Below are 24522 nucleotides of genomic sequence, written 5' to 3' on the forward strand. Positions count from 1 at the left end.
GTCACATCAGACCTGGGTTGCTCTGTCAGCGGCGCCAACGTCACGATCTTTCATCGCCAGATGAACATCCTCGAGGCTGGTGGGATCATCAATAGTTGATGGAATTCCAAACTCCTTACCATCCGCGATACTACGTAAAAGCTTGCGCAATATCTTGCCTGAACGGGTTTTCGGCAGACGGTTAACCACCAGCACCTGTTTGAAACAGGCGATGGGGCCTATCTGATCTCTCACCCGGGCAACCAACTCCGCTTCCAGGGTAGCTTCATCGCCGTCAAAGCCATCCTTGGGAATCACCAGGCCCACCGGTAGCTGGCCTTTCAATTCATCATGAATACCGATAACGGCACATTCCGCCACCGCCGGATGAGCACCCACAACTTCTTCCATCTCGCCGGTAGACAGACGGTGACCTGCCACGTTGATCACATCATCGGTGCGTCCCATGATGAACAGGTAACCATCTTCATCATAATAACCACCGTCACCGGTCAGGTAATAGCCGGGGAAAGCCGCCATGTAAGCACTATGAAAGCGCTGCGGATCACCCCAGACGCCTGTCAGGCAACCCGGTGGCATGGGCTGCTTGATCACCACACTGCCCTGCTCCATGGCGCTGGCCTGCTCACCGTCGCGATCAAGAATCTGCACATTGAAGCCAGGTACGGGAACGGTCGCGGACCCCGCCTTGGTCGGCATGGGTTCAATACCTGGCAGGTTGGCAGCAATGGCCCACCCGGTTTCTGTCTGCCACCAGTGGTCAATAACCGGCACATCGAGTAGATCATCCAGCCAGTGGAAGGTGGGCGGATCAAGGCGCTCTCCGGCCAGGTACAGGTGCTTCAGACTGCTGATATCATATTTTTCAAGCAGCTTGGCATCCGGATCCTCTTTCTTGATAGCCCGAAAAGCCGTTGGCGCAGTAAAGAAGCTCTTGATCTTGTACTCCTCGATCAATCGCCAAAAAGCGCCCGCATCTGGTGTCTTGACCGGCTTGCCTTCATAGACAATGGTAGAGCAACCTCTCAACAGAGGGGCATAAACAATATAGGAGTGACCCACGACCCAGCCCACGTCCGAGGCTGAGAAAAACACCTCGCCAGGCGCGACGTCATAAATGGCTTCCATTGAGTAAGCCAGCGCCACGGCATAGCCCGCGGTATCACGCACAACGCCCTTGGGCTTGCCCGTTGTTCCCGAAGTATAAAGCACATAAAGCGGATCGGTTCCCTTGACCGGGACACAGTCGGCGAATGGCGCGTCCTCCACAAGCGCACTCCAGTCATGATCGCGATCATTCAGCTCAGCGTGGTGCTGTTCACGCTGGTAGATGACACAGGCATCGGGCTTGTGGGCACTGAGTTCAATTCCCTGATCAATAATAGGCTTATAAGGCAACACTTTATTGACCTCCACCCCACAGGAAGCCGCAATTACCACCTTGGGTTGGGCGTCTTCGATGCGAACCGCCAGTTCATGGGGGGCGAAACCACCAAATACCACAGAATGAATGGCACCCAGGCGCGCGCAGGCAAGCATGGCCACCAGAGCCTCTGGAATCATCGGCATGTAGATGACCACACGGTCGCCTTTTTCAACGCCGAGCTTTTGTAGCCCGCCAGCAAAGTAGGCCACGCGTTCACGCAGCTCAGCGTAGGTGATGGTTGCCTTGCGATCGGTTACCGGTGAATCCCAGTAGATGGCTGCTTGTTCACCACGACCATTTTCGACGTGGTAATCAATCGCTGCATGACAGATATTCATCTCACCATCACCAAACCAGCGCGCATGCTGCTGATCGTCATAACTGAGAATCTGGGTCGGCTGTTTGAACCAGGGAATACGTTTGGCCTGCTGTGACCAGAACTCTTCAGGTTGCTGGATGGCGTGCTGGAAGGCTTGTTGATATCGACTCATAGCGACGGTGTCCACGGTCTGGATTGAAAGGATCGTATAATTGTCGACACTGTATAAAGGAAACAGACAAATAACCGTCATACTATTGGCTAAAAAACGACTAAAGATGTAGAATCAGACGGATAATTGTCAACAAAACCGATGTATTTCTCCCCTAATCAGTCAGGTCGACACTTTTTCTTCCCCCCCTCTTATCATCGTCTACTGCATTAGCCGGTGGCAGAATCCACCACATATTCGCCTCTGACGAGCGTCAAACCGTAATTAATCGATAGAAAGCTAAACAAACACTTGGAAAATGGCTGCCGAATTAATAAAATTTAAAGATAAGCAAAACATCATACGCAGCACATGAAACGCCCGAGGCAATGACGTTGTCTATGCACCCACTCCCCGTTTACTGCCATGGGCCGTCTTCGGATGAAGTGACACCAACCCAAGAGTAATCGATTGCCATGTACGTACCTTGCGTCGATCAGGAGTTTGAAATGCCCCCTTCCGTTAGCGCAGCAAGCGATTTGTTACAAGATAAAGGTCTTGCAATTGATATGGCCGCCTCTCTGCTTAAGGCAATGGCCAACGAAAAGCGACTACAAATCATATGTCTGCTGGCTGATCAGGAACTTTCTGTGACGCAAATCAATCATTATCTGGCGTTGAGCCAGTCGGCGCTCTCACAGCATCTGGCTATTCTGCGCCGCGAGAACCTGGTTCAGACCCGACGTGAATCGCAAACCATCTACTACTCCCTGAACAGTGAGAGTGCCAAGGCAATCATCAGCACGCTGGCAAGTTATTTCAGCCGTTAACCAAAAGAAATCCCGCGCGCTGATCATCAACGGCGGGATTTGAAATATCGGCTATCGTTTCAGAAAACAGTCTCTGTTAGGGCCTCCATCGCGGCCGTGAAGATACGCCAACAGACCCTAGCGTTTTTGCCAACGAGCGGCTTCCAGGCCTTCAACCGCTTTAAGTACGGCGCGCTCCACGCCTGCTTCCACAGCAAGCCCCAGCTTTCGCGTCATCGTTTGGGGAGCCTCCAACGTTACCTTAAGCACCCGTGAGGTATTCATAAGCTGGGTAAGATACGCTTCGCTGGTCTGCACACTATCCACCAACTGTTTCTGCATGGCTTCTTTGCCATACCAGATTTCACCTGTTGCCAGCGTTTCAATATCCATGGTTGGACGCCGCTCACCCACGTATTCCTTGAACAGCCGATGCGTATTTTCCAGGTCGTCGATAAATTTTTCGCGTCCTTCCTGGGTATTTTCTCCCAGCATGGTCAGTGTGCGCTTGTATTTACCCGCGGTTAGCAGTTCTACATCAATGTCATGGCGCTTTAACAGGCGGTGTATGTTGGGTATCTGGGCAACAACACCAATCGAGCCAATAACTGCAAAAGGTGCCGACTTGACATGGTCAGCGGTGCAAGCCATCAAATAACCGCCGCTGGCAGCAACTTTGTCGATACACACCGTCGTCTTCAATCCCGCTTCGCGCAATCGGTCTAGCTGTGCGGCCGCCAGGCCGTAGGCATGCACCAGGCCACCGGCAGATTCCAGTCGAACCACCACTTCGTCATGCTGGTCAGCCACGTCGATCAGCGCCGAAATTTCCTCGCTGAAATGCTCAGTCGCAGAAGCCTTGATATCGCCATGAAAATCCAATACCCAGACGCGCTGTGGACCTTCACAGGAACGGCTGTCATTGGCGCCTTTCTTGTGAGATTTATCATCCCGCCGAAACGCCTTGATCATCTTCTTCCGCGCTGAAGGCGCTGCTGCCGCCAGTTCCAGGCGTCGCCGACGATAGCGGCGTTGGTCGTTCAGCTCCGTGATCTTCAGCGTCAATGTCTGCTCACCTGGCTCTTTGGCACGCTTCACCAGAATGATGGCAACGCCGACCAGCGCTACCACAATAAGGGTCTGAAGCAAAAATGTACCCTGTTCCACAATCCACTCAGTCACTATGCTCTCCTGCCGGTCAGTTCGTTTATCGCTTGATGTAAACAGATGGTTAAAATAGTCTTGTGTCCAAAATAAGCGGTGCTTGAACCGCCCATTGATCTGTAAGGAAGCGCCCAGATGTCATCTACCACTCTCGAAAAGCTCCAGGCCCGCTTCAATCCTGAAGCCGCTCAGGATATGAACGAGGTTTTCCAGTTCCATTTTTCCGATGCCGGGAATTATTACCTGAATATTCATGCAGGCACACTCGAAATCATCGAGGGCGAGCATGATGACCCTTCCATCAGCCTGAGCATGGAATCAGGCACACTGAAAGGCATCATGAATGGGGAAATCAACGGAATGACTGCGTTCATGACCGGCAGGCTCAAAGCGACCGGTAATGTCATGCTGGCCACCCGACTGACCGACCTGTTTCCACACAAATAAGCCGTTGCCAGGCGCTATCAGGTCTTTCATCAGCGCCATTTCGCCAGATGTGTCTCGATCAGGGCACGCGAAATGGAATAAGGCGGCGGCAATGAAGGCAGCTGACGCGGTGAGAACCAGGCAGCGTCAGCAATTTCAACCCCATCAATATGGATACGCCGGGATCTTGCTTCAGCAAAAAACCCCAACATCAGAGAATGAGGGAAAGGCCACGCCTGGCTCTGGTAATAACGCAGCTGCTCAATATGCACGCCGACTTCTTCAAATACCTCTCGATGAACGGCTTCATCAGCAGACTCTCCGGGTTCAATGAAGCCCGCCAGAGTGGAATAGCGACCCGGCGCAAAACGCGGACTGCGGGCCAGCAACATCGCTTCGCCGCTGCTGACCAAGGTAATGATGCAGGGCGAAATGCGCGGGTAGTTACGATGACCACAGGCATGGCAATGCATGGCAAACTCAGCTTCCAGCTTGGTGGCAGCGGCGCCACAACGACCACAGAAGCGGTGGTTTTCCAGCCAGGCGCCCACCTGGAGCGCCGTTGACAGCAGACTGTACCAATGGCCAGGCAGCATTGACATCCATTGACGGCCATCAATCCAGGTATCGCCGGGTTCTTCTGCAAGCTGGAGTGCGACCGGCTCGTCATCCCAGTAGCACAGGGGTTGCATGTGATCCGTCCAGGGCTGCCAAGGATGCAGGGGCGTGACGTCTCCTTCCGTCTGCACAGGTGATGGCAACAGCTTGCTTCTGGAAATCGCCATCACTCGCCCCTGCGTATGCCCCACCGGTATATCACGTCTTAGCATTGCTTACCCCTGCTGCCAGCTCAGTTTATGAGCCTGACATTTCGCTTCGTGGGCTGCCTGTTCAGCCGCATCAGGCGCAATAACCTTTAACTGGCCGGGAGAAAGCATCAGGCGCTGAACTGTCAGCCCCTGATCGCTACCTACCTGCTGGTTATCAGCAGACGGGTTGCCGGCATCAAGCGTCAGGGCTGTCTGCCCACCGGTCATTGCCAGATAGACGTCCGCCAGAATTTCGGCATCCAGCAGGGCGCCATGAAGAACGCGACGGCCGTTATCAATCTCGTAGCGCTTGCACAACGCATCCAGGTTATTACGCTGGCCAGGATGCTTCTGCCGGGCCAGACCCAAGGTATCCAGTATGCCGCAATGTTCAGCCACCGGCCCCAGCACTGGCTCGCAGCGCTTCTTGTTGAGCATTGCCAGTTCGTGGTCAATAAACCCGACATCAAAGGCAGCGTTATGGATAACCAGTTCTGCACCCGCAATAAATGCCCAGAAGTCGTCGGCAATGTCGGCAAAGACCGGCTCATTGGCCACCTTGTCATCATCAATCCCGTGAACGGCAACCACCTCGGCATCAATATGGCGCTCGGGATTAATGTATTGATGATAAGTGTTTCCGGTCAGACGACGGTTCACCATCTCGACCGCCCCTATCTCGACGAGGCGGTGCCCTTCTTTGGGGTCAATGCCCGTGGTCTCAGTATCCAGTATTATCTGGCGCATCATGCTCTCCGGACAAACGTCATAAAGTCGTTACCTTGACAAAAATCAGGCTTTCTGCTCAACGTGCTCATCAATGGCGATATTGGCCAGCTGGTCCGCTTTCTCATTGCCAGGATGGCCGCTGTGTCCTTTGACCCAATGCCATTCAATATCGTGGCGCTGGGTTTCTTCATACAGGGTTTTCCACAGAGAGGCGTTCTTGACCGGTTGGCGTGCAGATGTTTTCCAGTCACGCTTTAGCCAATTATGAATCCACTGGGTTATCCCTTGACGGACGTACTGTGAATCCGTCCACAACGCAACCTTGCAGGGCTGATTCAGGGTGCGCAGCGACATGATGGCAGCCATCAGCTCCATCCGGTTATTGGTAGTGTTGGCCTCGTAGCCGTACAAGGTTTTTTCGTGTTCACCGCTTTGTAATACCACTCCCCAGCCTCCCGGGCCTGGATTACCCCGGCAGGCTCCATCGGTATAGACCGTGACACTGGGTAGCGGCTGTTTGGCTTCATCGCTCAACGCTTGGATTCCTTGGGTATGTCGGAAGTGGTTTTCCTGACCGATATGATGTTCAGATCTGTTTCGGCCAAAGGCAGCTGACCCTTGGCGGATCGATTCGAGGGTACAAAAATCAACGGCATTCTGGGGTAGTGTTCACGCGAAAACGCCTGAACAGAACGCCCTGAAGGCGCCATCGGCATGGCAAACTTCACCCGCTTGGTGCTGGCAGGCTGTTGGCGACGACTGGCCCGAATCATGTAGCTATCTCCAAGAGGCATGTTATGTCGTCGCCCGAGAGTTTCCAATGAACCGTTACAGGCCATTTTTCTGGAACGCTCGAACGGCAGTCTGAAGCCGCAGTAGTCTACTCGCTCGATCTCGAAATCAACAAATGCCAGACCGTCACGCAGTGCGCGCGGCGAACGCCATTGAACGCGCTGATGCCCCTTGACGGGAAACGCTTGATGCCCGGGCAAGGCGCGTCGGGACAGATTACTCGGGCTGAAGGGATTGAAACCGAAAATCAACAGAATGCCATTATCTGCGGTAACGCGAGCCGCTTCCTGCAGCAAGTGATGCGCATTGTCAGCGTGCTCCATCCAATGGTGGATGAGCGTAATATCCAGACACCCATCCGGCAATGCTAGATCGTCCAGCGGGCAAACGAGTGTTTCTGGCCGCTGGGCCGCTTTAAGGGTGGGCGCCCACTGTATGACATGCGCATGGGCAGCTGCCTGAAGCATGGAGGATCCCATCACTATTTCGAGCGCATGGCCTTGATGGCGTGAATCAATCACCGGTCCCAGGCAAGCGCGCTGAGCATCGAGCAAGGCAGCACCTTTTGTCGACATCCAGAACTGCTGACATTTTTCCAGCTGCTGGTTAAGCTTGAGCCCTGTGTCCGAATTTGACATAAAACGCGCTTGCCTCCAAAGTAACGCCTTTTTGACGCCTTTAACATTTAAAGGATTTCCTCCATGCTGAGCGTAACGCCCATACCTGCCTTAAGTGATAACTATATTTGGTTGCTCAGACAAGATTCCAGTCCGGCTGTCTGTGTGGTAGACCCAGGCGAATCCGGCCCGGTTATTGATCACATGGAGCGTGAATCGTTAACCCTTGAGAGCATATTGATTACCCATCACCACCCCGATCATACCGGTGGCCTGGAGGCTCTGATCAAACGCTATTCCCCAAAAGTGATCGGACCGGACAATCCCGATATTGAAGGGATAACGGATACTGTCGGAGAAGGTGATCAAGTACGTGTCATGGGCCGTCTTTTCGATGTCTTCGCGACCCCGGGCCACACTCTGGATCATATTAGTTTTTTTGCGCCAGGCATACCGCCATTACTTTTTTGTGGCGACACCCTATTCTGTGCAGGCTGCGGGCGCCTGTTTGAAGGCTCTCCGGAGCAAATGCATAACGCCCTCGACCGTCTGGCCCAATTACCCGAAGAGACGCTGGTATTTGCCGGCCATGAGTACACGCTGGCCAATCTTACGTTTGCCAGTCACGCCGATCCGGATAACCCTGATGTTGCTCAGGCACTCGCCGAATGCCAGAAGGCACATGAACTGGAACGCCCGACGCTACCCAGCACGATAGGACGCGAGCTGAAAATCAATCCCTACTTCCGCCTGGAATCAGACAGCGTGCGTCAGGCTGCTGGTAATAAAGGGGACAACTCGCATCCACTCGCAACGTTCACGACACTGCGCGAGTGGAAAGATCGTTTTTAACTGATTCGTTTTGCATAGTGAGTATTTGCCTTTTGAATACGCTTTGAAACGATAATTAGTCCACCTTCAGATGCCTATGACCTACCATGTCTTGAGAGACCGGATGCTGCTGACCCTAGGTAGCACCATGATAAGCGGAATACTGCTGGCTGCGGCTGCACAAGCCTCCAATGGCGTTACCAACAGCCAGGCAATCACCGAGGGTTCAAGTACGGCAGCGCCATCAGGCGCAGCCGGACGACATTTCTGGGATGTGCTGCAGCTTGAAAACCGCGATGCCTGGAGTGAGCTGCGCAGTCAGCTTGCCTGGCACGAGCAACCTCTTTCTGCCAGGGCGCAGGAAAGAGTTGATAACTGGATAGATTATTACCAGTCCAGCCCGGAAAACATACTGACCATTGGCCGGCGTGCTTCATCCTGGCTGGCCTGGATCAACCAGCAGGTATCAGAACGCGGGTTGCCGGGAGAAATTGCCCTGGTCCCCTTTATTGAAAGCTCCTTTGACCCTCGGGCAAAAAGCCACCGAGGGGCTGCCGGGCTTTGGCAGTTCATGCCGGGTACCGGGGATGCACTTGGCCTTGTGCGCAACGCGCACTACGATGGACGACTTGACGTAGTGGCCTCCACCCAGGCGGCTCTCGACTATATCGAGATGCAGGCAGATCAATGGTATGAAGGCGATCTTAAGCGTTCGCTGGCCGCTTACAACGCTGGCGCCGGCACGGTAAACAGAGCCGTCAGGCGGTCTCAGGCACAAGGACAGCCAGGTGACTACTGGGATCTGCAGTTGCCCCGCGAAACCATGAACTATGTACCCAAGCTGCTGGCAATTGCCAGGATTATTGCCAACCCTTCCGCTTATGATGTCACTTTACCAGAGATTGCCGCCACCCCTGCCTTCGCCATGGTCGATCTGGAACAGGGTGTCAGCCTGGAGGAATTGGCGCGCCGCTCGGGCGTGGATGCTGACACTCTCAGCGAACTCAACCCCGGCCTGCTGAACGGGAGCCTGAATCCACGTTATACCCGAACCCTGCTGATGCCTGGCGACAGCAGTGCGCAAATGCTTGCCGAATTGGGCACGTCGTTGAATGCCGATAATGACAAGGAAACGACGCTAGCAAGCACCTCAACACCGCAGACACACAGAGTGGAGCCTGGTGATAACCTGAGCACCATAGCTCAGCGTTATAACATCAGCTTGCGTGACATCATGCGCTGGAATGCCATTGATCGTCCGGAGGCCTTACAGCCTGGCCAACTCCTGACACTTTCCAGTTCCTAACCTGAATATGTTTGGGGATTTTAAGGCTGTGCTTGATGTCATAACAGTCATTTACGCCAGCAACAATCTTCAGGCAGGTTGCATTCAATACAGGAGGAAGAGGCAATGACGACGAGCAGATCCAAGGAGAACGGATCATCGCACATGCGCCCTGGGTGCCTGATAATCTCCGTGCTGGCCGGCATTTTCATTTCGCTTGCCGCTCATGCTCAAACCGTCAACGCCGACCCGGATAATGTGCCTACCGTCCATGCCCTGGCACTGTACGGCACGCCCGCCCTGCCGAAAGATTTTGCTCACTTTCCTCACGTTAACCCTCAAGCCCCCAAGGGCGGCAGCATGGTGCGCAGTGCACCGGGGGGCAGCTTTGATTCCACTAATCCTTTCATCGTCCGCGGCACACCGGCCAACGGCATTAACCAGATCTATGACACCCTGATGGCCAGCAATCCCAATGAGCCTTTCAGCCTCTACGGGCTGCTGGCCAAAGGGGTTCGTCTGGACCCTGAACGGGAGTGGATTGAATTCGACCTGCATCCTGATGCGGTCTTCCAGGACGGTGAGCCGGTCACCGCTGAAGACGTGGTCTTCAGCCTGGATATCCTGCGCGAAGAGGGCAACCCCTTTTATCGCAACTATTATATTGGCGTTGAAAAGGCAGTAGCCCTGGACACTCACCGGGTACGTTTTGAATTCAACACGACGGATTCCCGGGAATTACCGTTGATTGTGGCCCAGATGCCAATCCTGCCCAGACATTACTGGGAAGCGCGAGACTTCACTGCGCCCACCCTGGCCGCTCATCCGGGATCCGGCCCCTATCAAATTGACGAAGTCGACCCGGGGCGGCGGATTGTCTATGCCCGCGATGAGGACTACTGGGGTAAAGACCTGGCCGTTAATGTAGGTCGTTACAACATTGACCGCCTGATCATTGACTATTACCGCGACAGGGATATCGCCTGGGAAGCCTTCAAGGCCGGCCTGATCGATTACCGGATTGACGCCCGCGCGGCCACCTGGGCCATCGGTTACGATTTTCCTGCCTATCAGCAAGGACTGGTCGAGCGTATCACTGTCCCCGATGTTAATCCTTCTCCCATGCAGGCTTTTGTATTCAACCTGCGCACCGACAAGTTCGAAGATCCCAGAGTGCGCGAGGCACTCAGCCTGACCTTTGACTTCCCCTGGTTGAACACTAATATCTTTTACGACGCCTATTCCCGCACCCAAAGCTTTTTCCAGAACTCAGACATGCAGGCCACGGGTCTTCCCAACCAGGAAGAGCTCGCCCTGCTGACGCCTTTCAAGGATGAACTGCTGGCATCCCACCAATCTGATCAGCTGTTTACCGCGCCTTTGCCGATTGACCACCCGCAAACACTGCGTGAGCGGCTGCGCCTGGCGTTGGGTCTGTTACGTGAAGCGGGCTATGAGGTGCAGGAAGGCCAGTTGGTCAATGCTGAAGACGGTGAGCCCCTGGCACTTGAGGTACTGCTTTACGACTCCGGCCTGGAGCGGGTTGTCCAACCCATGCTGCGTAACATGGCGCGTCTGGGCGTCGACACCTCGATCCGTATTGTCGACATCAACCAATACCTCAACCGCCTGCGCAGTTTTGATTTTGACATGGTGATCAGCCAGTTCCCGCAATCCAACAACCCTGGCAACGAGCAACGCGACTACTGGACCAGCGCCTCCGCTGAACAGCCACAAAGCCGCAACCTGATGGGGCTTGCCCACCCGGCGGTTGACAGCCTGGTTGACCAGCTGATTGGCGCTGACAGTCGAGAAGAGCTCAATACCATTGCCCATGCGCTGGACAGGGTGCTGCGCTGGGGGTTCTATGTGATTCCCCACTATCACTCCGGTGAGACCCGGATAGCCGTGTGGGACAAATTCGAGTACCCGGAGCCTTTCCCCCGTTATGCCATGGACCTGGACGCCTGGTGGGTGGATACTCAACGGGAAGCTGAACTTCAACGCCGCCGTAGCGGTCGATAAAACGACTGACGGTCAGCGTAACGGGAAAAGCCACTGATCTCGTTCCGCTCGCTGCCAGTTCACACGTCAGCGAAATCAGTGTTTGCAAAAGGAGCCTTGCCTTGGCGCGCTATACCCTACGTCGACTGCTGTTGATGATCCCGACGCTGATCGGCATCATGCTGCTCAATTTTGTCATTGTCCAGGCAGCGCCAGGCGGTCCTATTGACCAGATGCTGGCACGCTTTGAAGGCGCCGATGCCATGGCCAGTACGCGCCTGGACATGGGCGGTGGAGACGTTCAGGTCAGCGATGACTCCCGTGGCGCCCGGGGCATAGACCCACGCTTTATCGAACAGCTTGAACAGCAGTTCGGCTTTGATCAGCCCGCACATCAGCGCTTTCTGAGCATGATGGGGGATTACCTGACCTTTGATTTCGGTACCAGCTTCTTTCGAGACAGACCGGTCATTGACCTGATGATCGAACGCCTGCCGGTATCGATATCACTGGGTTTATGGACAACCCTCCTGGTCTACCTGATCTCGATTCCACTGGGGGTCCGTAAGGCACTGCGCCATGGGTCGCGTTTTGATGTGTGGACCTCGGGGCTGGTGATTGTCGGTTATGCCATTCCCGGTTTCCTGTTTGCCATCCTGCTGATTGTGCTGTTTGCCGGTGGTACCTACCTGGACTGGTTTCCACTCCGCGGGCTGACGTCACCCGATTTCGACAGCCTCTCCACCTGGGGCAAGGTCAAGGATTACGCCTGGCATATCACTCTGCCGGTCATCGCTGCCTCTATCGGCAGTTTTGCAACCCTGACCATGCTGACCAAGAACAGCTTTCTGGATGAAATCCACAAGCAGTATGTCCTGACCGCCAAGGCCAAGGGCGCCGATGAACGGCGAATTCTCTACGGCCATGTGTTTCGCAATGCCATGCTGATCATCATTGCGGGCCTCCCTGCCGCGCTGGTGGGTATCTTCTTTACCGGTGCCCTGCTGATCGAGGTCATCTTTTCGCTCGATGGTCTCGGCCTGCTAGGGTTTGAAGCCGTCATGCAGCGCGATTACCCGGTCATCTTCGGTACACTTTACCTCTATACCCTGATCGGTCTCTTACTCAAGCTGCTATCAGACCTGACCTATGTATGGGTTGATCCACGCATCGATTTTGCCACCCGGGAGTCGTAACCGTGTCGCCGATTACCCGCCGTCGTATTGCTGCCTTTCGTGCCAACCGCCGCGCCCGCGTATCGCTATGGCTGTTCAGCGCCCTGTTTGTGTTCAGCCTGTTTGCCGAGCTGGTGGCCAATGATAAGCCGCTGCTTCTCAAATTCGAGGGGGAGTGGTACCTGCCGCTGGTGGTGGATTACCCGGAAACCGAATTTGGCGGTTTCCTGCCAACCCGTACCGATTACCTCGATCCCTTTATCCAGCAACAGATCGAGGAAAACGGCTGGGCACTCTGGCCGTTGATTCCGTTTTCCTACCAGACACTGGATATGCATATGACCCGCCCTTCCCCGGCCGCGCCGGATAGCCGTCATTGGCTGGGTACCGACGATCAGGGGCGCGATGTACTGTCCCGGGTGATCTATGGCTTCCGGCTTTCCGTTGCCTTTGCCCTGGTGCTGACGGCAGGATCGCTGGTAATGGGCGTATTCATCGGCGGCGTTCAGGGCTACTTCGGCGGCAAGGTGGACCTTGTCGGCCAGCGCTTTACAGAAATATGGTCAGGACTGCCGGTACTCTTCCTGCTGATTATCCTCGCCAGTTTCGTCCAGCCAGGCTTCTGGTGGCTGTTAGGCATCATGATGCTGTTTTCGTGGCTTGGGCTGGTGGATATTGTCCGTGCCGAATTTCTGCGCGCGCGCAACCTGGAATATATTCGCGCGGCCAAGGCCATGGGGCTGCCCTCGCACCTGATCATGTGGCGCCATGTGCTGCCCAATGCCATGGTGGCCACTCTGACGTTTGTGCCCTTTCTGTTCACCGGGGCCATTGGCACCCTGACCGCCCTGGACTTCCTCGGTTTTGGCCTGCCACCGGGCTCGCCCTCTCTGGGAGAACTGGCCGCTCAGGGCAAGAACAACCTCCACGCCCCCTGGTTGGGTATCACGGCATTCATGACCCTCGCCATCATGCTCTCCTTGCTGGTGTTTATCGGCGAAGGGCTGCGCGATGCGTACGATCCTCGCCATGTGCAGTCACGCCACAAGGAGGTTTCCCATGGCTGAACACTCGGCGCAGCAAGCATTTGTCCCTGAATCGTCAACGCTTCTGGATGTCAGGCGCCTGAGCATCGGCTTTGATGGCACTCAGGTCGTCAATAACCTGAGTTTTAGCGTCAAGGCAGGGGAAACCCTGGCTCTGGTCGGAGAATCCGGCTCGGGGAAGTCCGTCTCGGCCCTGGGCGTCATGAACCTCCTGCCGGATAATGCGCAGGTCAGCGGCGACCGCACCCTGGCAGGCACTGACCTGGCCAGCCTGAAACGCGCGCAATGGAACACCATTCTGGGCAATCAGGTCGGGTTTGTGTTCCAGGAGCCCATGACATCACTGAACCCCTTGCACCGGGTTGGTAAGCAGATCGGTGAGACGCTGCGCCTGCATCAGGGCCTGACCGGCAAGGCGGCCCGCAAACGCGCCCGTGAATTGCTCGAACAAGTGCGTCTGCCGCGCCCGGATGAATTGTTGGATGCCTGGCCTCATCAGCTTTCCGGCGGTCAGCGCCAGCGGGTGATGATTGCCATGGCGATCGCCAACCAGCCTAAACTACTGATTGCCGACGAACCCACCACGGCGCTGGATGTCACCGTTCAGCAGGAAATTCTGGCCTTGCTGCGTGAACTGCGTGATCGCCACGCCATGGGCATGCTGTTTATCACCCATGACCTGAATCTGGTGCGCGCTCATGCAGACAGGGTCTGCGTCATGTATCAGGGCGTGGAACAGGAAAGTGGCCCGGTCAGTCAGGTGTTCAATAACCCACAAAGTGATTATACCACTGCGCTGCTGGCCGCCGAGCCACAGGGCCGACCGGGGCCAGTTGGGCGTGTGCAGCCGCGGCTTGAAGCCACACGCCTGAGTGTCGCTTTTGCCCGACCCAAGGCAGGCCTTTTTCGACGCCAGCCGGCACCTTTCGTAGCCGTAGAGCCCACCGATCTCTATGTGGCTCCCGGGGAAACCCTGGGTATTGTGGGTGAGTCCGGCTCGGGCAAGACCACGCTGGCCTCTGCTGTGATGCGCCTGGTGCAAAGCCAGGGCGAGATTTACCTCGGAGAAGACGCCCTGCACCAGCTGTCAGGTAAGCACCTCAGGCGCCAGCGCCATCGTTTCCAGATGGTGTTTCAGGACCCTTACGGTGCCCTGTCACCGCGGATGTCAGTCTTTGATATCGTCAGCGAAGGGTTAGGCTTTCATTTTCCAGAACTATCCATCAGTGAGGTGGAAAAACGCGTTTACCAGACCTTGCAGGAAGTCGGTCTGCAGGAAAGCATTGCTTCCCGCTATCCGCATGAATTTTCAGGCGGGCAACGCCAGCGGATCGCCATTGCCCGGGCCATTATTCTGGAACCTGAACTCTTGGTACTGGATGAACCCACCTCCGCTCTCGACCGTACGGTGCAAAAGCAGATTGTCGAACTGCTGCGCGATTTACAGGCCAGGCGCCAGCTGAGCTATCTGTTTATCAGCCACGACCTTGCTGTTGTACGCGCCATGGCACACCGTATCATGGTGCTCAAGGAAGGCAAGGTGGTGGAGTCAGGCCCCAGCCAGAGCCTCCTGAGCGCTCCTCAACATGAGTACACAAGGCGACTGGTCAAAGCCGCCCAGCTGGTTTGAAACGTACCCATGATCAAGCTTTCGTGCTGTATGAGGACAGACCCGGTTAAAACAGCGCCACTTCCTCGGCGCTGAGTTCTCGCCATTCCCCGGGCGGCAGGTCATCATCCAGCACGATGGCACCGATCGAATGGCGATGCAGCTGCTCGACATGATTGCCCAGCGCGGCAAACATCCGCTTGACCTGGTGATAGCGCCCTTCCGTCAGGGTCAGCTTTGCCTGTGTGGGGCTGAGCATCTCCAGGGTCGCAGGCTTGGTCACCTCTTCGTCACCGTCAAGCATGACGCCTTCGGCGATCTGCTTCAGGGCATTGTCAGCATGCTCACCTTCCCACGGCTCCGCCAGGGTAGCCAGATAGACCTTGGCACAAAGGTGCTTGGGCGACATGATACGGTGCGCCCAATGGCCGTCATCACTCATCAAGAGCAGGCCGGTGGTATCCACATCCAGACGCCCGACGGGCTGCAGCCGTTCTGCATTGGGGAGGTCGACCAGGTCGATGGCCCGGGGATACAGCCCGCGCCGCGCCGTACACTCAACGCCCGTCGGCTTGTGTAGCATCAGGTAACGCAATCCCACCAGTGTCAGGACCTCGCCCTGCCAGCTTATCCTGTCACTGCCCGGGTCGATATGCCGGGCGGGCTGCTTGGCAGGCAAGCCGTTGATTTCCACTTCACCATTTTTCAATGCCCGCTTGGCCAGGCTGCGGGTCAGATCGGTGGTTTCACTTAAAAAACGGTCAAGGCGCATCAGTGGCCAACTCCGGGTAGTCGTTCAAGATAGACATTCAAATAGTCGTTCAGGATAGAAGTTCAAATCGGTCGCTATCCTGCCAGGCAGGAAATTTTTCACGGAATGCATTCAGCGCCTCCAGGTCCAGTGTGGCCGTTTCCACAAAGGCATTATAGGCCGGGTGATCCACCACGGGCTCGCCTTTGAAGTCCACCAGCAGGGAATCACCGCTGTAGGCCAGGCCCTTGATATCCTCGCCGACGCGGTTGACGCCTATCACATAGCAGAGGTTCTCGATCGCACGGGACTGTAGCAAGATCCGCCAGGGGTGACGACGCGGCGCTGGCCAGTTGGCGACGCACAGGATGGCATCATACTCAAACGTTTCATTGTCAGCGGCTTGCTGCCGCATCCAGACGGGAAAGCGCAAGTCATAGCAGACGCTTAACAAGATCCGACAGCCCTTGTAGGTAATCACCTTGCGGCCTTCGCCCATGGCATAGCGTTCATGCTCACCGGCCATTCTGAACAGATGACGTTTGTCATACACAATCAGTTCGCCGTCAGGCGCTGCCCAGATCAGGCGATTATAGTAATGACCGTCTTCCTCAATGGCGACACTCCCTGTCATCACACAGCCGCGCTTGAGTGCCTGCGCTTTCAGCCAGGCCACACTTTCGCTGTGTTCCATGGGTTGGGCCTGCTCACGGGAGTTCATGGTGAAGCCGGTGGCGAACATTTCCGGCAGAATGATCACGTCAGTCGTGTCTCCATCGAGATCGCCCAGCAGGGTATCAAGATGGCGATGGTTGGCAGCCGGATCTTCCCAGCGCAGGTCACATTGCACCAGCGTCGTGGTTAGCGTGCTCATAAAGTGCTCCCTGAGTGAACGCGGATGGGATTAACAATAATCTCGTCTTTACAGGTGTGCTAGATTAACATTTTTTTGTGACTGAGACCTTTATGCCTGCCCAACCCCTGCGTGATCCAGAAGCCGCCAAAGGCGTAATGTTCGGGCTTGCCGCCTATATGATGTGGGGCTGCTTTCCGCTGTTCTTCGCCCTGTTTGACGGTGTCCCCGCCTTTGAGATTCTGATACACCGTATTCTGTGGTCCTGCCTGTTTCTGGTCGGCCTGATCAGCGTGCTCAAGCGCTGGTCGCCTGTGGTTGCCGCCCTCAGCGAACCCAAGCGCCTGAGCCGGGTATTGGCCTGTGCCTTGCTGATCGCCCTGAACTGGGGGGTTTACATCTATGCGGTGGAAAGCCAGCAGGTATTACAGGCCAGCCTGGGCTATTTCCTGACACCTCTGGTCAATGTCGGGCTGGGAATACTGGTGCTCAGGGAGGTCATGGCAAAACTCCAGCTGGTAGCGCTGGGCCTGGCCACCCTGGCCATCGGTATCCAGTTTGTGTTGCTCGGTGAGATGCCGTGGCTGAGCCTGATACTGGCGTTTTCATTTGGCACCTACGGGCTGTTTCGTAAACAGGTGCCGCTGGATGGCCTGTCTGGTCTCTTCGTGGAAACCCTGCTGCTCATGCCGTTGGCGCTGATCGCCTTCAGTTGGCTGACCCTTGACGGCAGCTCACATTTTGCTGGCGACACCACCACCACCCTGCTATTGATTGCCAGCGGTATCCTTACCGCGCTTCCGCTCATGGCCTTCGCCGGCGCGACCCGTCGCTTACGCCTGGCCACCATCGGGTTTCTGATGTACATCAACCCCAGCATGCAGTTCTTTATTGCCTTGCTGTTTTTCAGGGAAGCCCTGTCACTCATCCAGCTACTCACCTTTGTGTTGATCTGGACAGGACTGGCACTTTATTCGTATTCGGCCTGGCAGCAGTCGAGACCCGCTCAGGAAAGCAAGAGAAATGCGGCCTGAACGGGCCGCATTATCGTTGGGTTTACCTGGGGTCTGAACCACGGCTTAAGGTGGCTTATCAGCGCGACGCTTCCAGCGCCTGGTCAATGTCCGCCAGCAGATCATCAATGTGCTCGATACCAATTGACAGGCGCACCATGTCAGCGGTGACACCGGCAGCCTTGAGTTCCTGCTCGTTCAACTGACGGTGTGTGGTGGAAGCGGGAATCGAGGAGCAGCTTTTGGCATCGCCGATATTGACCAGGCGCAGGATCAGGGCCAAGGCATCATAGAAACGCTCTGCGGCTTCCTGACCACCTTTTACCCCAAAGCTCAGTATGCCTGAGGCATGCCCCTGCATGTAGCGTTTGGCCAGGGCGTGATCCGGGTGGTTTTCAAGCCCGGCATAATGCACCCAGTCAACCAGCGGATGGGCCTCCAGATGCTTGGCCACCGTCAGGGTGTTGGCACACACGCGCTCCATCCTCAGCGCCAGGGTTTCCAGGCCCTGCAACAGGTTCCAGGCGGCCTGGGCTGATAGCGCTGCCCCCATGTTGCGAAGCGGCACCACGCGTGCGCGCGCAATAAAGGCCGCCTCACCCACGTCTCGGGTGTAGCTGACGCCATGATAGGACACATCAGGCTCGGTCAGCAGTGGAAAGCGATTGGCATTTTCCGCCCAGGGGAATTTACCTGAATCAACAATCACACCGCCAACGGTCGTGCCATGGCCGCCCATGTACTTGGTCGCCGAATTGACCACGATGTCGGCACCATGGTCGATCGGGCGGCACAGAAAGGGGGTGGCCGTTGTATTATCCACCATGACCGGCACACCATGCCGATGGGCCACTTCCGCCAGCTTGGCAATATCCACCACACCCCCGGAGGGGTTACCGATACTTTCGCAGTAAACCGCCTTGGTACGGCCGTCAATCAGGGCTTCGAGACCTGCAAAATCGTCCTTGTCGGCAAAGCGTACTTCAATGCCCTGGCGAGGAAGCGTATGGGCAAACAGGTTATAGGTACCGCCGTAGAGTTCGCTGATCGAGACGATGTTATCGCCTGCCTCGGCAATCGTCTGGATGGCGTAGGTGATCGCTGACATCCCCGAGGCCACCGCCAGACCGGCAATACCGCCTTCCAAGGCCGCCACACGCTGTTCCAGAACGGCACAGGTCGGGTTCATGATACGTGAATAGATATTGCCTTCGACCTTGAGGTCAAACAGATCGGCCGCGTGCTGGGCGCTGTCAAAAGAGAATGATGTGGTCTGGTGAATCGGCACAGCCACCGCATTCTGATTGTCAGGCGAGTAACCGTGGTGCAGGGCAATTGTTTCTGGCTTCATGGATACGTCTCTTCAAAAGTAGATAAACGACATGCTGATCCTAAACAAGCCTCTACCTTAAGGCCAATATCGTTTAGTCTGGTGTTCATGATCAATTTTCACAGTCGCATCACTTTACACCCTAGACCATGATCAAACGCTACTTTCCAATACTCAGCTGGCTGCCCCATTACCATCGGCGTTTACTGGGGGCGGATGTGCTGGCAGGCCTTATTGTGACCATGATGGTGATTCCCCAGTCGCTGGCGTACGCCTTGCTGGCGGGGCTTCCTGCTGTCGTGGGGCTTTACGCCAGCATTCTTCCGCAGCTTGTGTATACCCTGTTTGGCACCAGCCGGACGCTGGCGATTGGTCCGGTGGCGATTATTGCCCTGATGACGGCGGGCGCGCTGTCGAGCGTGGCACCCGCGGGGTCAGCCGCCTATCTGGAAGCGGCCCTGGTGCTGGCGGTGCTGTCCGGCGTCATGCTGATCGTCATGGGTCTGCTGAAAATGGGGTTTTTCAGCAACTTCCTCAGTCATCCGGTGATTTCCGGCTTTTTGACCGCCTCCGGCATCCTGATTGCCGCCAGCCAGTTCAGCGCCCTTCTTGGCGTTGAAAGCCAGGGATTTACCCTGGTGGAACGGCTGGTCTCTGTCATCCCTGAACTTCCCAAGGTGCATATTCCCACCTTGATCATCGGCGCGGGCACGCTGGCATTCCTGATTGCCATGCGCCGCTATGCCAAGGGAATACTGCAACACTGGGGCCTTAGCGCCATGCTGGCCGACCTGATTGCCAAGGCGGGACCGGTATTCGCCGTGCTGACAACCACCTGGATCACCTGGTTCTGGCAATGGGATACAAACGGCGTGGCGGTTGTTGGCAACATCCCTATGGGCTTGCCTCCCCTTGGCATCCCCATGCCGGATGCAGGGCTATGGAAAGCCCTACTGATGCCGGCGCTACTGATCAGCCTGGTCGGTTTTGTGGAATCGGTCTCAATGGGCCAGATGCTGGCCGCCAAGCGCCGCCAACGCATTTCTCCTAACCAGGAACTGATCGGCCTGGGAGCGGCCAACCTGGCCGGCGGTGTCTCTGGCGCCATGCCGGTTGCCGGCGGGCTTTCGCGCACCGTGATCAATTTCGATGCCGGTGCCCAGACGCCAGCGGCGGGGGCTTTTGCTGCCCTGGGAATTGCTCTGGTGACCTTTACGTTTACCGGCTGGCTGCACTATCTGCCGATTGCCACCCTGGCCGCGACCATCACCGTCTCGACGCTCACGCTCGTGGATGTAGCCACCCTGCGCCAGACCTGGCGCTACTCGCGCAGCGATTTTACTGCCATGGCCATGACCATCGCACTGACCCTGGTTGAAGGGGTCGAAGCAGGCATACTCACCGGCCTGGTGCTATCCATTGGCCTTTTTCTGTATCGCACCAGCCGCCCCAACAGCGCCCTGCTGGGGAGAGTCGCCGATAGCGAGCAGTTTCGAAGCATCGCCCGGCATGATGTCGAGACCCACTCCCACGTTGCCTTTTTGCGCATTGATGAAAGTCTCTATTTTGCCAATGCACGCTATCTTGAGGATACGCTGTATAACCTTGTCGCTACCCGTCCAGAGCTGGAAGATGTGGTCATCGTGTGTTCTGCTGTCAACCTGATTGATGCCTCGGCACTGGAGAGCCTGGAAGCCATCAACGCCCGACTCAAGGATGCCAAGGTCACCCTGCATCTTGCCGAAGTAAAAGGTCCGGTCATGGACAAGCTCAAGCTCAGCGATCTGCCAGAACAGCTGACCGGTCGCATTTTTCTAAGCACCTATGCCGCCTGGCGTGAGCTTGATAATGACTGATCCCGTTTCCCTTCTCGATACAGCCGACGCGCATGGATGAACTAGTCAACGCCTCTGGCTCAGCACCACTGGCCAGCCTCTCAGAAGATCAGCAGCTTACGCTGTCCGGCACCTGGACGCTGGCTTATTTTCACGCCATCCGCCAACAGCTCAACGCTCATGATGCCAAGAATATTGAAAGCCTGTCTCTTGAAACGGTCGATCAGCTGGATACGGCCGCTGCCCAACTGCTGATCGAATGGTTTGGTAGCGAGCGTATGCAGCAACAGGCTGATCGACTGCCCTCCCAACGCCGCCAGCTGATCCTCAGCGTTATTGACGCTCTGGCGGTGGTGGCCAGCGCCCCGGAAATAGCGCCCAGACGCTGGCTTCAGAGACGCGCAGACAGCCTGGCAAGGCTTGGCCAGCTGATGACCGCTCTGGTTCACCAGCAGCTTTACCTGCTGGGCTTTCTTGGGGTGGTCCTGACAGCGCTAGGGAGAAGCATCTGGCGCCCGGGGCGCTGGCGCCTCACTGCCACCGTCGCGCACATCCATCAGACCGGGCTGAACGCCGTACCGATTGTTGCCCTGCTGACCTTCATGGTAGGCGCCGTGGTCGCCTTCCTGGGCGCCACCGTGCTGACAACTTTCGGGGCCACTATCTACACCGTCAATCTGGTGGTTTTTTCGTTTCTGCGTGAATTTGGCGTCCTGTTGGCTGCCATCATGCTGGCAGGCCGGACTGCCAGTGCCTTTACCGCTCAACTCGGGGCCATGAAGTCCAATGAAGAAATCGATGCACTGCGCACCCAGGGGCTGGACCCTATCGAGCTTCTGGTACTGCCCAGGGTAATCGCGCTATGGATCAGCCTGCCACTGCTTGCCTTTATCGGAACGCTAAGCGGCATGCTCGGCGGTGCGGTTGTCGGCGCTGTATCCCTGGATATTCCCTTCACCCAGTTCTGGCAGATAGTCGAACGGGATATCAGCGTCCGCCATCTTTGGGTCGGGCTTTCCAAGGCGCCCCTCTTTGCCCTGGTGATTGCGATCATCGGCTGCGCAGAAGGCTTCAAGGTCAGCGGCAGCGCTCAGTCGGTCGGCGAACGCACCACGTCCAGCGTCGTCCAGTCGATTTTTATGGTTATCCTGCTAGATGCCCTGGCGGCGTTATACTTCATGCAGATGGGATGGTAACCAGGACCATGATCAGGACAATTACGTGAACAATACGGTGATCCGCGTCGACAATCTGGAAAATCGCTTTGGCACGACGGTCGTCCACCAAGGGCTTGACCTCACGCTTTTACGCGGTGAGATTCTCGGCGTAGTGGGCGGGTCAGGGACTGGCAAGTCGGTATTACTGCGCAGTATTGTCGGCCTCAAACCGATTGATGACGGCGACATCCACGTTTTCGGACAGCGCCTGACCGCCCTTGATCGTCGCCAGCGCGCTGCGCTGGAAAGACGCTTTGGTGTTCTGTTCCAGCAGGGTGCCCTGTACAGCTCGCTCAATCTTTTGGAAAACGTGGCCTTGCCGCTGGTTGAACATACGCCCCTGAGCCGCCATGAGGCTGAAGGGATAGCGCGCATGAAGCTGGCGCTGGTTGGCTTGCCTGCCCGTGCCGCTTCGCAGATGCCTGCCGCACTATCCGGTGGCATGATCAAGCGCGCCGCCCTGGCCCGTGCGTTGGCACTTGATCCGGACGTGCTCTTTCTTGACGAGCCCACTGCCGGGCTTGACCCTATCAGTGCTGCCAGGTTTGACCAGCTATTGCTGACCCTGCGCGACGCACTGGGGTTCAGTGTTTTTCTGGTGACTCATGATCTGGATACGCTTTACAGCGTCTGCAACCGGGTTGCTGTGTTGGCACGCAAACAGGTGTTGATAGCTGATACCCTGGAAAACGTGGCTGCGACCCAGGATGACTGGATACAGGATTATTTTCACGGCCCCAGAGGCCGGGCCGCTTATGCAAACATGAAGGAAAACCGCTGATGGAAACGCGCGCACACCACATTCTGATTGGCCTGTTTACCCTGTTCACCCTGCTAGCCGCCGTGGCTTTTTCGTTGTGGATGGCCCAGGCAGCCACGCAGCGCGAATATGCTTTTTACGAGGTGGTATTCAATCGGGCAGTCAGCGGCCTGAGCACAGGTAGCCGGGTTGAATTCAGTGGCCTGGAAGTGGGCAATGTGGTCGAAATGCGGCTCGATCCTGATGACCCCCGTAAAGTGTTGGCACTGATCCGGGTGGATCAGGAAATCCCGATCAGGGAAGACACCCAGGCCAGGCTGGGGCTTGCCAATATCACTGGCAGCATGACGTTGCAGCTATATGGCGGATCACCGGACAGTGCCCGCCTGGACACCTCGGTTCAAGAGCCGGCTCAGATTATCGCCGCACCGTCACCCATTGATTCATTACTGTCAGATGGTGAAGCCGTGGTATCCAATGTCAGCCGGTTGCTCAATAACCTGAACATGCTGTTTGAAGAAGACAGTGCCGAACGCCTCAATCGTATTATTGCCAATACCGACGCCATTACCGCTGGGCTGGCAGAAGCCCAACCTCAGCTTACCGATGCGCTCAATGATTCGATCAGCCGGCTGAATGACCTGACGCTCCAGGCGACCACTACGCTGGACACCATTGATTCACTGGGTCAATCGACAACCCGACTGATCGAGGAAGACAGCCGTGCGGCGATGCAGTCAGCCCAGCAGGCCGCAGAAGCGGTGACCACCAGTGCCGAACAGTGGCAACTGCTGATGGATCGCAATGCGTCTGGAGTCGCCACCACAGTCGATAACATGGCGGGCGCGAGCACTGAGCTACCGGCCATTGTACAGGAACTGCAAGCGACCCTGATAAATATCAACCGGATTTCACGTCGCCTGGAAGAAAACCCCGGCGACTTCATTTTCGGTGGTGAACAGATCAAGGAGTTTCGTCCGTGAAATATCTGCCTGGCCTGATCATGCTGGCATTGCTGGGGGGCTGCTCCGTGCTGCCAGAGAACACGCCTTCACAGCTCTATCGTCTTCCCTCCCCCGAGCTTGCGGTCATTCACCGGGATGATGTTCAAGGTACCTTGGACATTCGCGCCCCCAGCGCAGATCGCCTGCTGGCCAGTGACCATATTGTGGTCTGGCCGGACGCACAGCAGGTCAGCGTTTATGCCGATGCACGCTGGCATGATAACCTGCCGGCCATGCTGAAACGCCAATGGCAGAATGCCCTGTATGCAACACGGATTGCATTGCCAGCTGAAACGGGTGAACAGGGTATTGATGCTCGCCTGGTCGCAGAGCTGGGCGATTTCCATATTGATTATCAGAACGGTGTTCCAACCGCTGTCATGCGCGCCCAATTTACCCTGCTGGATGGAGCAGACGGTCAACGTCTGGCAAGCCAGCAATTCTATGCCCGCCAGACGGCCCAGAGTGAAGACGTCCCCGAGGCCGTCGCCGCACTGGGTAAGGTGTCAGAGCAACTCACCTTTCAACTGATGCAATGGCTAGATGATCAGCTGAACCCATAAGGGA

General features: G+C 56.3%; 23 protein-coding genes. 14 read left to right on the plus strand and 9 right to left on the minus strand.

Annotated elements, in window-relative coordinates:
- Positions 1-6: 6 nt before the first annotated feature.
- A complete protein-coding gene (locus tag LL947_RS07275) occupies positions 7-1932 on the minus strand; it encodes a propionyl-CoA synthetase (RefSeq protein WP_499832807.1) in 1926 nt (641 codons plus the stop codon).
- 473 nt (positions 1933-2405) lie between these two features.
- Here LL947_RS07275 and LL947_RS07280 point away from each other — a divergent pair, with 473 nt between their 5' ends.
- Positions 2406-2726 (plus strand): ArsR/SmtB family transcription factor, encoded by a 321-nt coding sequence (locus tag LL947_RS07280; protein ID WP_404413272.1) that lies wholly within the window; start codon positions 2406-2408, stop codon positions 2724-2726.
- Positions 2727-2843: 117 nt separating this feature from the next.
- Here the strand turns inward: LL947_RS07280 and sohB are convergent, their stop codons facing one another.
- Positions 2844-3887: a protease SohB gene (gene sohB, locus LL947_RS07285; protein WP_499832808.1), complete on the minus strand. Its 1044-nt coding sequence runs from the start codon at positions 3885-3887 to the stop codon at positions 2844-2846.
- Between the two features lie 117 nt (positions 3888-4004).
- Here sohB and LL947_RS07290 point away from each other — a divergent pair, with 117 nt between their 5' ends.
- The gene (locus tag LL947_RS07290) at positions 4005-4316 is read left to right on the plus strand and encodes an SCP2 sterol-binding domain-containing protein (protein WP_290821010.1); all 312 of its coding nucleotides are present in this window, start codon (positions 4005-4007) and stop codon (positions 4314-4316) included.
- Positions 4317-4345: 29 nt separating this feature from the next.
- Here LL947_RS07290 and nudC read toward each other — a convergent pair whose 3' ends face one another.
- The 4 genes from nudC to LL947_RS07310 are packed head-to-tail and all read right to left on the minus strand — an operon-like array spanning position 4346 to position 7263.
- On the minus strand, positions 4346-5125 hold the full coding sequence (gene nudC, locus LL947_RS07295; RefSeq protein ID WP_290821008.1) for an NAD(+) diphosphatase: 780 nt from the start codon (positions 5123-5125) through the stop codon (positions 4346-4348).
- A gap of 3 nt (positions 5126-5128) precedes the next feature.
- The gene (gene dnaQ / locus LL947_RS07300; RefSeq protein WP_499834384.1) at positions 5129-5851 is read right to left on the minus strand and encodes a DNA polymerase III subunit epsilon; all 723 of its coding nucleotides are present in this window, start codon (positions 5849-5851) and stop codon (positions 5129-5131) included.
- Positions 5852-5896: 45 nt separating this feature from the next.
- Complete coding sequence (gene rnhA, locus LL947_RS07305) at positions 5897-6367, minus strand: ribonuclease HI (RefSeq protein WP_290821006.1); 471 nt, start codon at positions 6365-6367, stop codon at positions 5897-5899.
- Positions 6364-7263: a methyltransferase domain-containing protein gene (locus tag LL947_RS07310; protein ID WP_499832809.1), complete on the minus strand. Its 900-nt coding sequence runs from the start codon at positions 7261-7263 to the stop codon at positions 6364-6366. The genes rnhA and LL947_RS07310 overlap by 4 nt, the downstream gene beginning before the upstream one ends.
- Positions 7264-7326: 63 nt before the next feature.
- Between LL947_RS07310 and gloB the strand changes: the two genes are divergently transcribed.
- The 6 genes from gloB to LL947_RS07340 all read left to right on the plus strand — a co-directional run bounded on the left by gloB (position 7327) and on the right by LL947_RS07340 (position 15213).
- Positions 7327-8094 carry a hydroxyacylglutathione hydrolase gene (gloB, locus tag LL947_RS07315; protein WP_499832810.1) on the plus strand — a complete coding sequence of 256 codons (768 nt, stop codon included), beginning with the start codon at positions 7327-7329 and terminating at the stop codon, positions 8092-8094.
- Positions 8095-8170: 76 nt separating this feature from the next.
- Entirely contained in the window at positions 8171-9379 is a 1209-nt protein-coding gene (locus LL947_RS07320) for a transglycosylase SLT domain-containing protein (protein ID WP_499832811.1), read from the plus strand.
- Positions 9380-9484: 105 nt separating this feature from the next.
- On the plus strand, positions 9485-11383 hold the full coding sequence (locus LL947_RS07325; protein WP_499832812.1) for an extracellular solute-binding protein: 1899 nt from the start codon (positions 9485-9487) through the stop codon (positions 11381-11383).
- Positions 11384-11484: 101 nt separating this feature from the next.
- Positions 11485-12558 carry a microcin C ABC transporter permease YejB gene (locus LL947_RS07330; protein ID WP_290820997.1) on the plus strand — a complete coding sequence of 358 codons (1074 nt, stop codon included), beginning with the start codon at positions 11485-11487 and terminating at the stop codon, positions 12556-12558.
- Positions 12559-12560: 2 nt separating this feature from the next.
- Entirely contained in the window at positions 12561-13604 is a 1044-nt protein-coding gene (locus LL947_RS07335) for an ABC transporter permease (RefSeq protein ID WP_499832813.1), read from the plus strand.
- Positions 13597-15213: an ABC transporter ATP-binding protein gene (locus tag LL947_RS07340; RefSeq protein WP_499832814.1), complete on the plus strand. Its 1617-nt coding sequence runs from the start codon at positions 13597-13599 to the stop codon at positions 15211-15213. The genes LL947_RS07335 and LL947_RS07340 overlap by 8 nt, the downstream gene beginning before the upstream one ends.
- Positions 15214-15259: 46 nt before the next feature.
- Here LL947_RS07340 and LL947_RS07345 read toward each other — a convergent pair whose 3' ends face one another.
- Positions 15260-15964: a pseudouridine synthase gene (locus LL947_RS07345; protein WP_290820991.1), complete on the minus strand. Its 705-nt coding sequence runs from the start codon at positions 15962-15964 to the stop codon at positions 15260-15262.
- Between the two features lie 49 nt (positions 15965-16013).
- A complete protein-coding gene (locus tag LL947_RS07350; RefSeq protein WP_290820989.1) occupies positions 16014-16817 on the minus strand; it encodes an amidohydrolase in 804 nt (267 codons plus the stop codon).
- Positions 16818-16909: 92 nt separating this feature from the next.
- Between LL947_RS07350 and rarD the strand changes: the two genes are divergently transcribed.
- Complete coding sequence (rarD, locus tag LL947_RS07355; protein ID WP_499832815.1) at positions 16910-17830, plus strand: EamA family transporter RarD; 921 nt, start codon at positions 16910-16912, stop codon at positions 17828-17830.
- A 58-nt stretch (positions 17831-17888) separates the two neighbouring features.
- Here rarD and LL947_RS07360 read toward each other — a convergent pair whose 3' ends face one another.
- The gene (locus LL947_RS07360) at positions 17889-19160 is read right to left on the minus strand and encodes an O-acetylhomoserine aminocarboxypropyltransferase/cysteine synthase family protein (RefSeq protein ID WP_290820985.1); all 1272 of its coding nucleotides are present in this window, start codon (positions 19158-19160) and stop codon (positions 17889-17891) included.
- A gap of 128 nt (positions 19161-19288) precedes the next feature.
- On the opposite strand from LL947_RS07360, the gene LL947_RS07365 reads away from it, so the two are divergent.
- The 5 genes from LL947_RS07365 to LL947_RS07385 are packed head-to-tail and all read left to right on the plus strand — an operon-like array spanning position 19289 to position 24518.
- Entirely contained in the window at positions 19289-20995 is a 1707-nt protein-coding gene (locus tag LL947_RS07365; RefSeq protein WP_499832816.1) for a SulP family inorganic anion transporter, read from the plus strand.
- 32 nt (positions 20996-21027) lie between these two features.
- Complete coding sequence (locus tag LL947_RS07370; protein ID WP_290820981.1) at positions 21028-22170, plus strand: MlaE family ABC transporter permease; 1143 nt, start codon at positions 21028-21030, stop codon at positions 22168-22170.
- Positions 22171-22195: 25 nt separating this feature from the next.
- Positions 22196-22972 (plus strand): ABC transporter ATP-binding protein, encoded by a 777-nt coding sequence (locus tag LL947_RS07375; RefSeq protein WP_499832817.1) that lies wholly within the window; start codon positions 22196-22198, stop codon positions 22970-22972.
- Positions 22972-23934, plus strand: a complete 963-nt coding sequence (locus tag LL947_RS07380; RefSeq protein WP_290820977.1) for an MlaD family protein — start codon at positions 22972-22974, stop codon at positions 23932-23934. Before LL947_RS07375 ends, LL947_RS07380 begins: the two co-directional genes overlap by 1 nt.
- Complete coding sequence (locus LL947_RS07385) at positions 23931-24518, plus strand: ABC-type transport auxiliary lipoprotein family protein (protein WP_290820975.1); 588 nt, start codon at positions 23931-23933, stop codon at positions 24516-24518. The genes LL947_RS07380 and LL947_RS07385 overlap by 4 nt, the downstream gene beginning before the upstream one ends.
- Positions 24519-24522: the final 4 nt, after the last annotated feature.

The sequence above is a fragment of the Halomonas sp. BLK-85 genome (assembly GCF_044792155.1).
GTDB lineage: Bacteria > Pseudomonadota > Gammaproteobacteria > Pseudomonadales > Halomonadaceae > Vreelandella.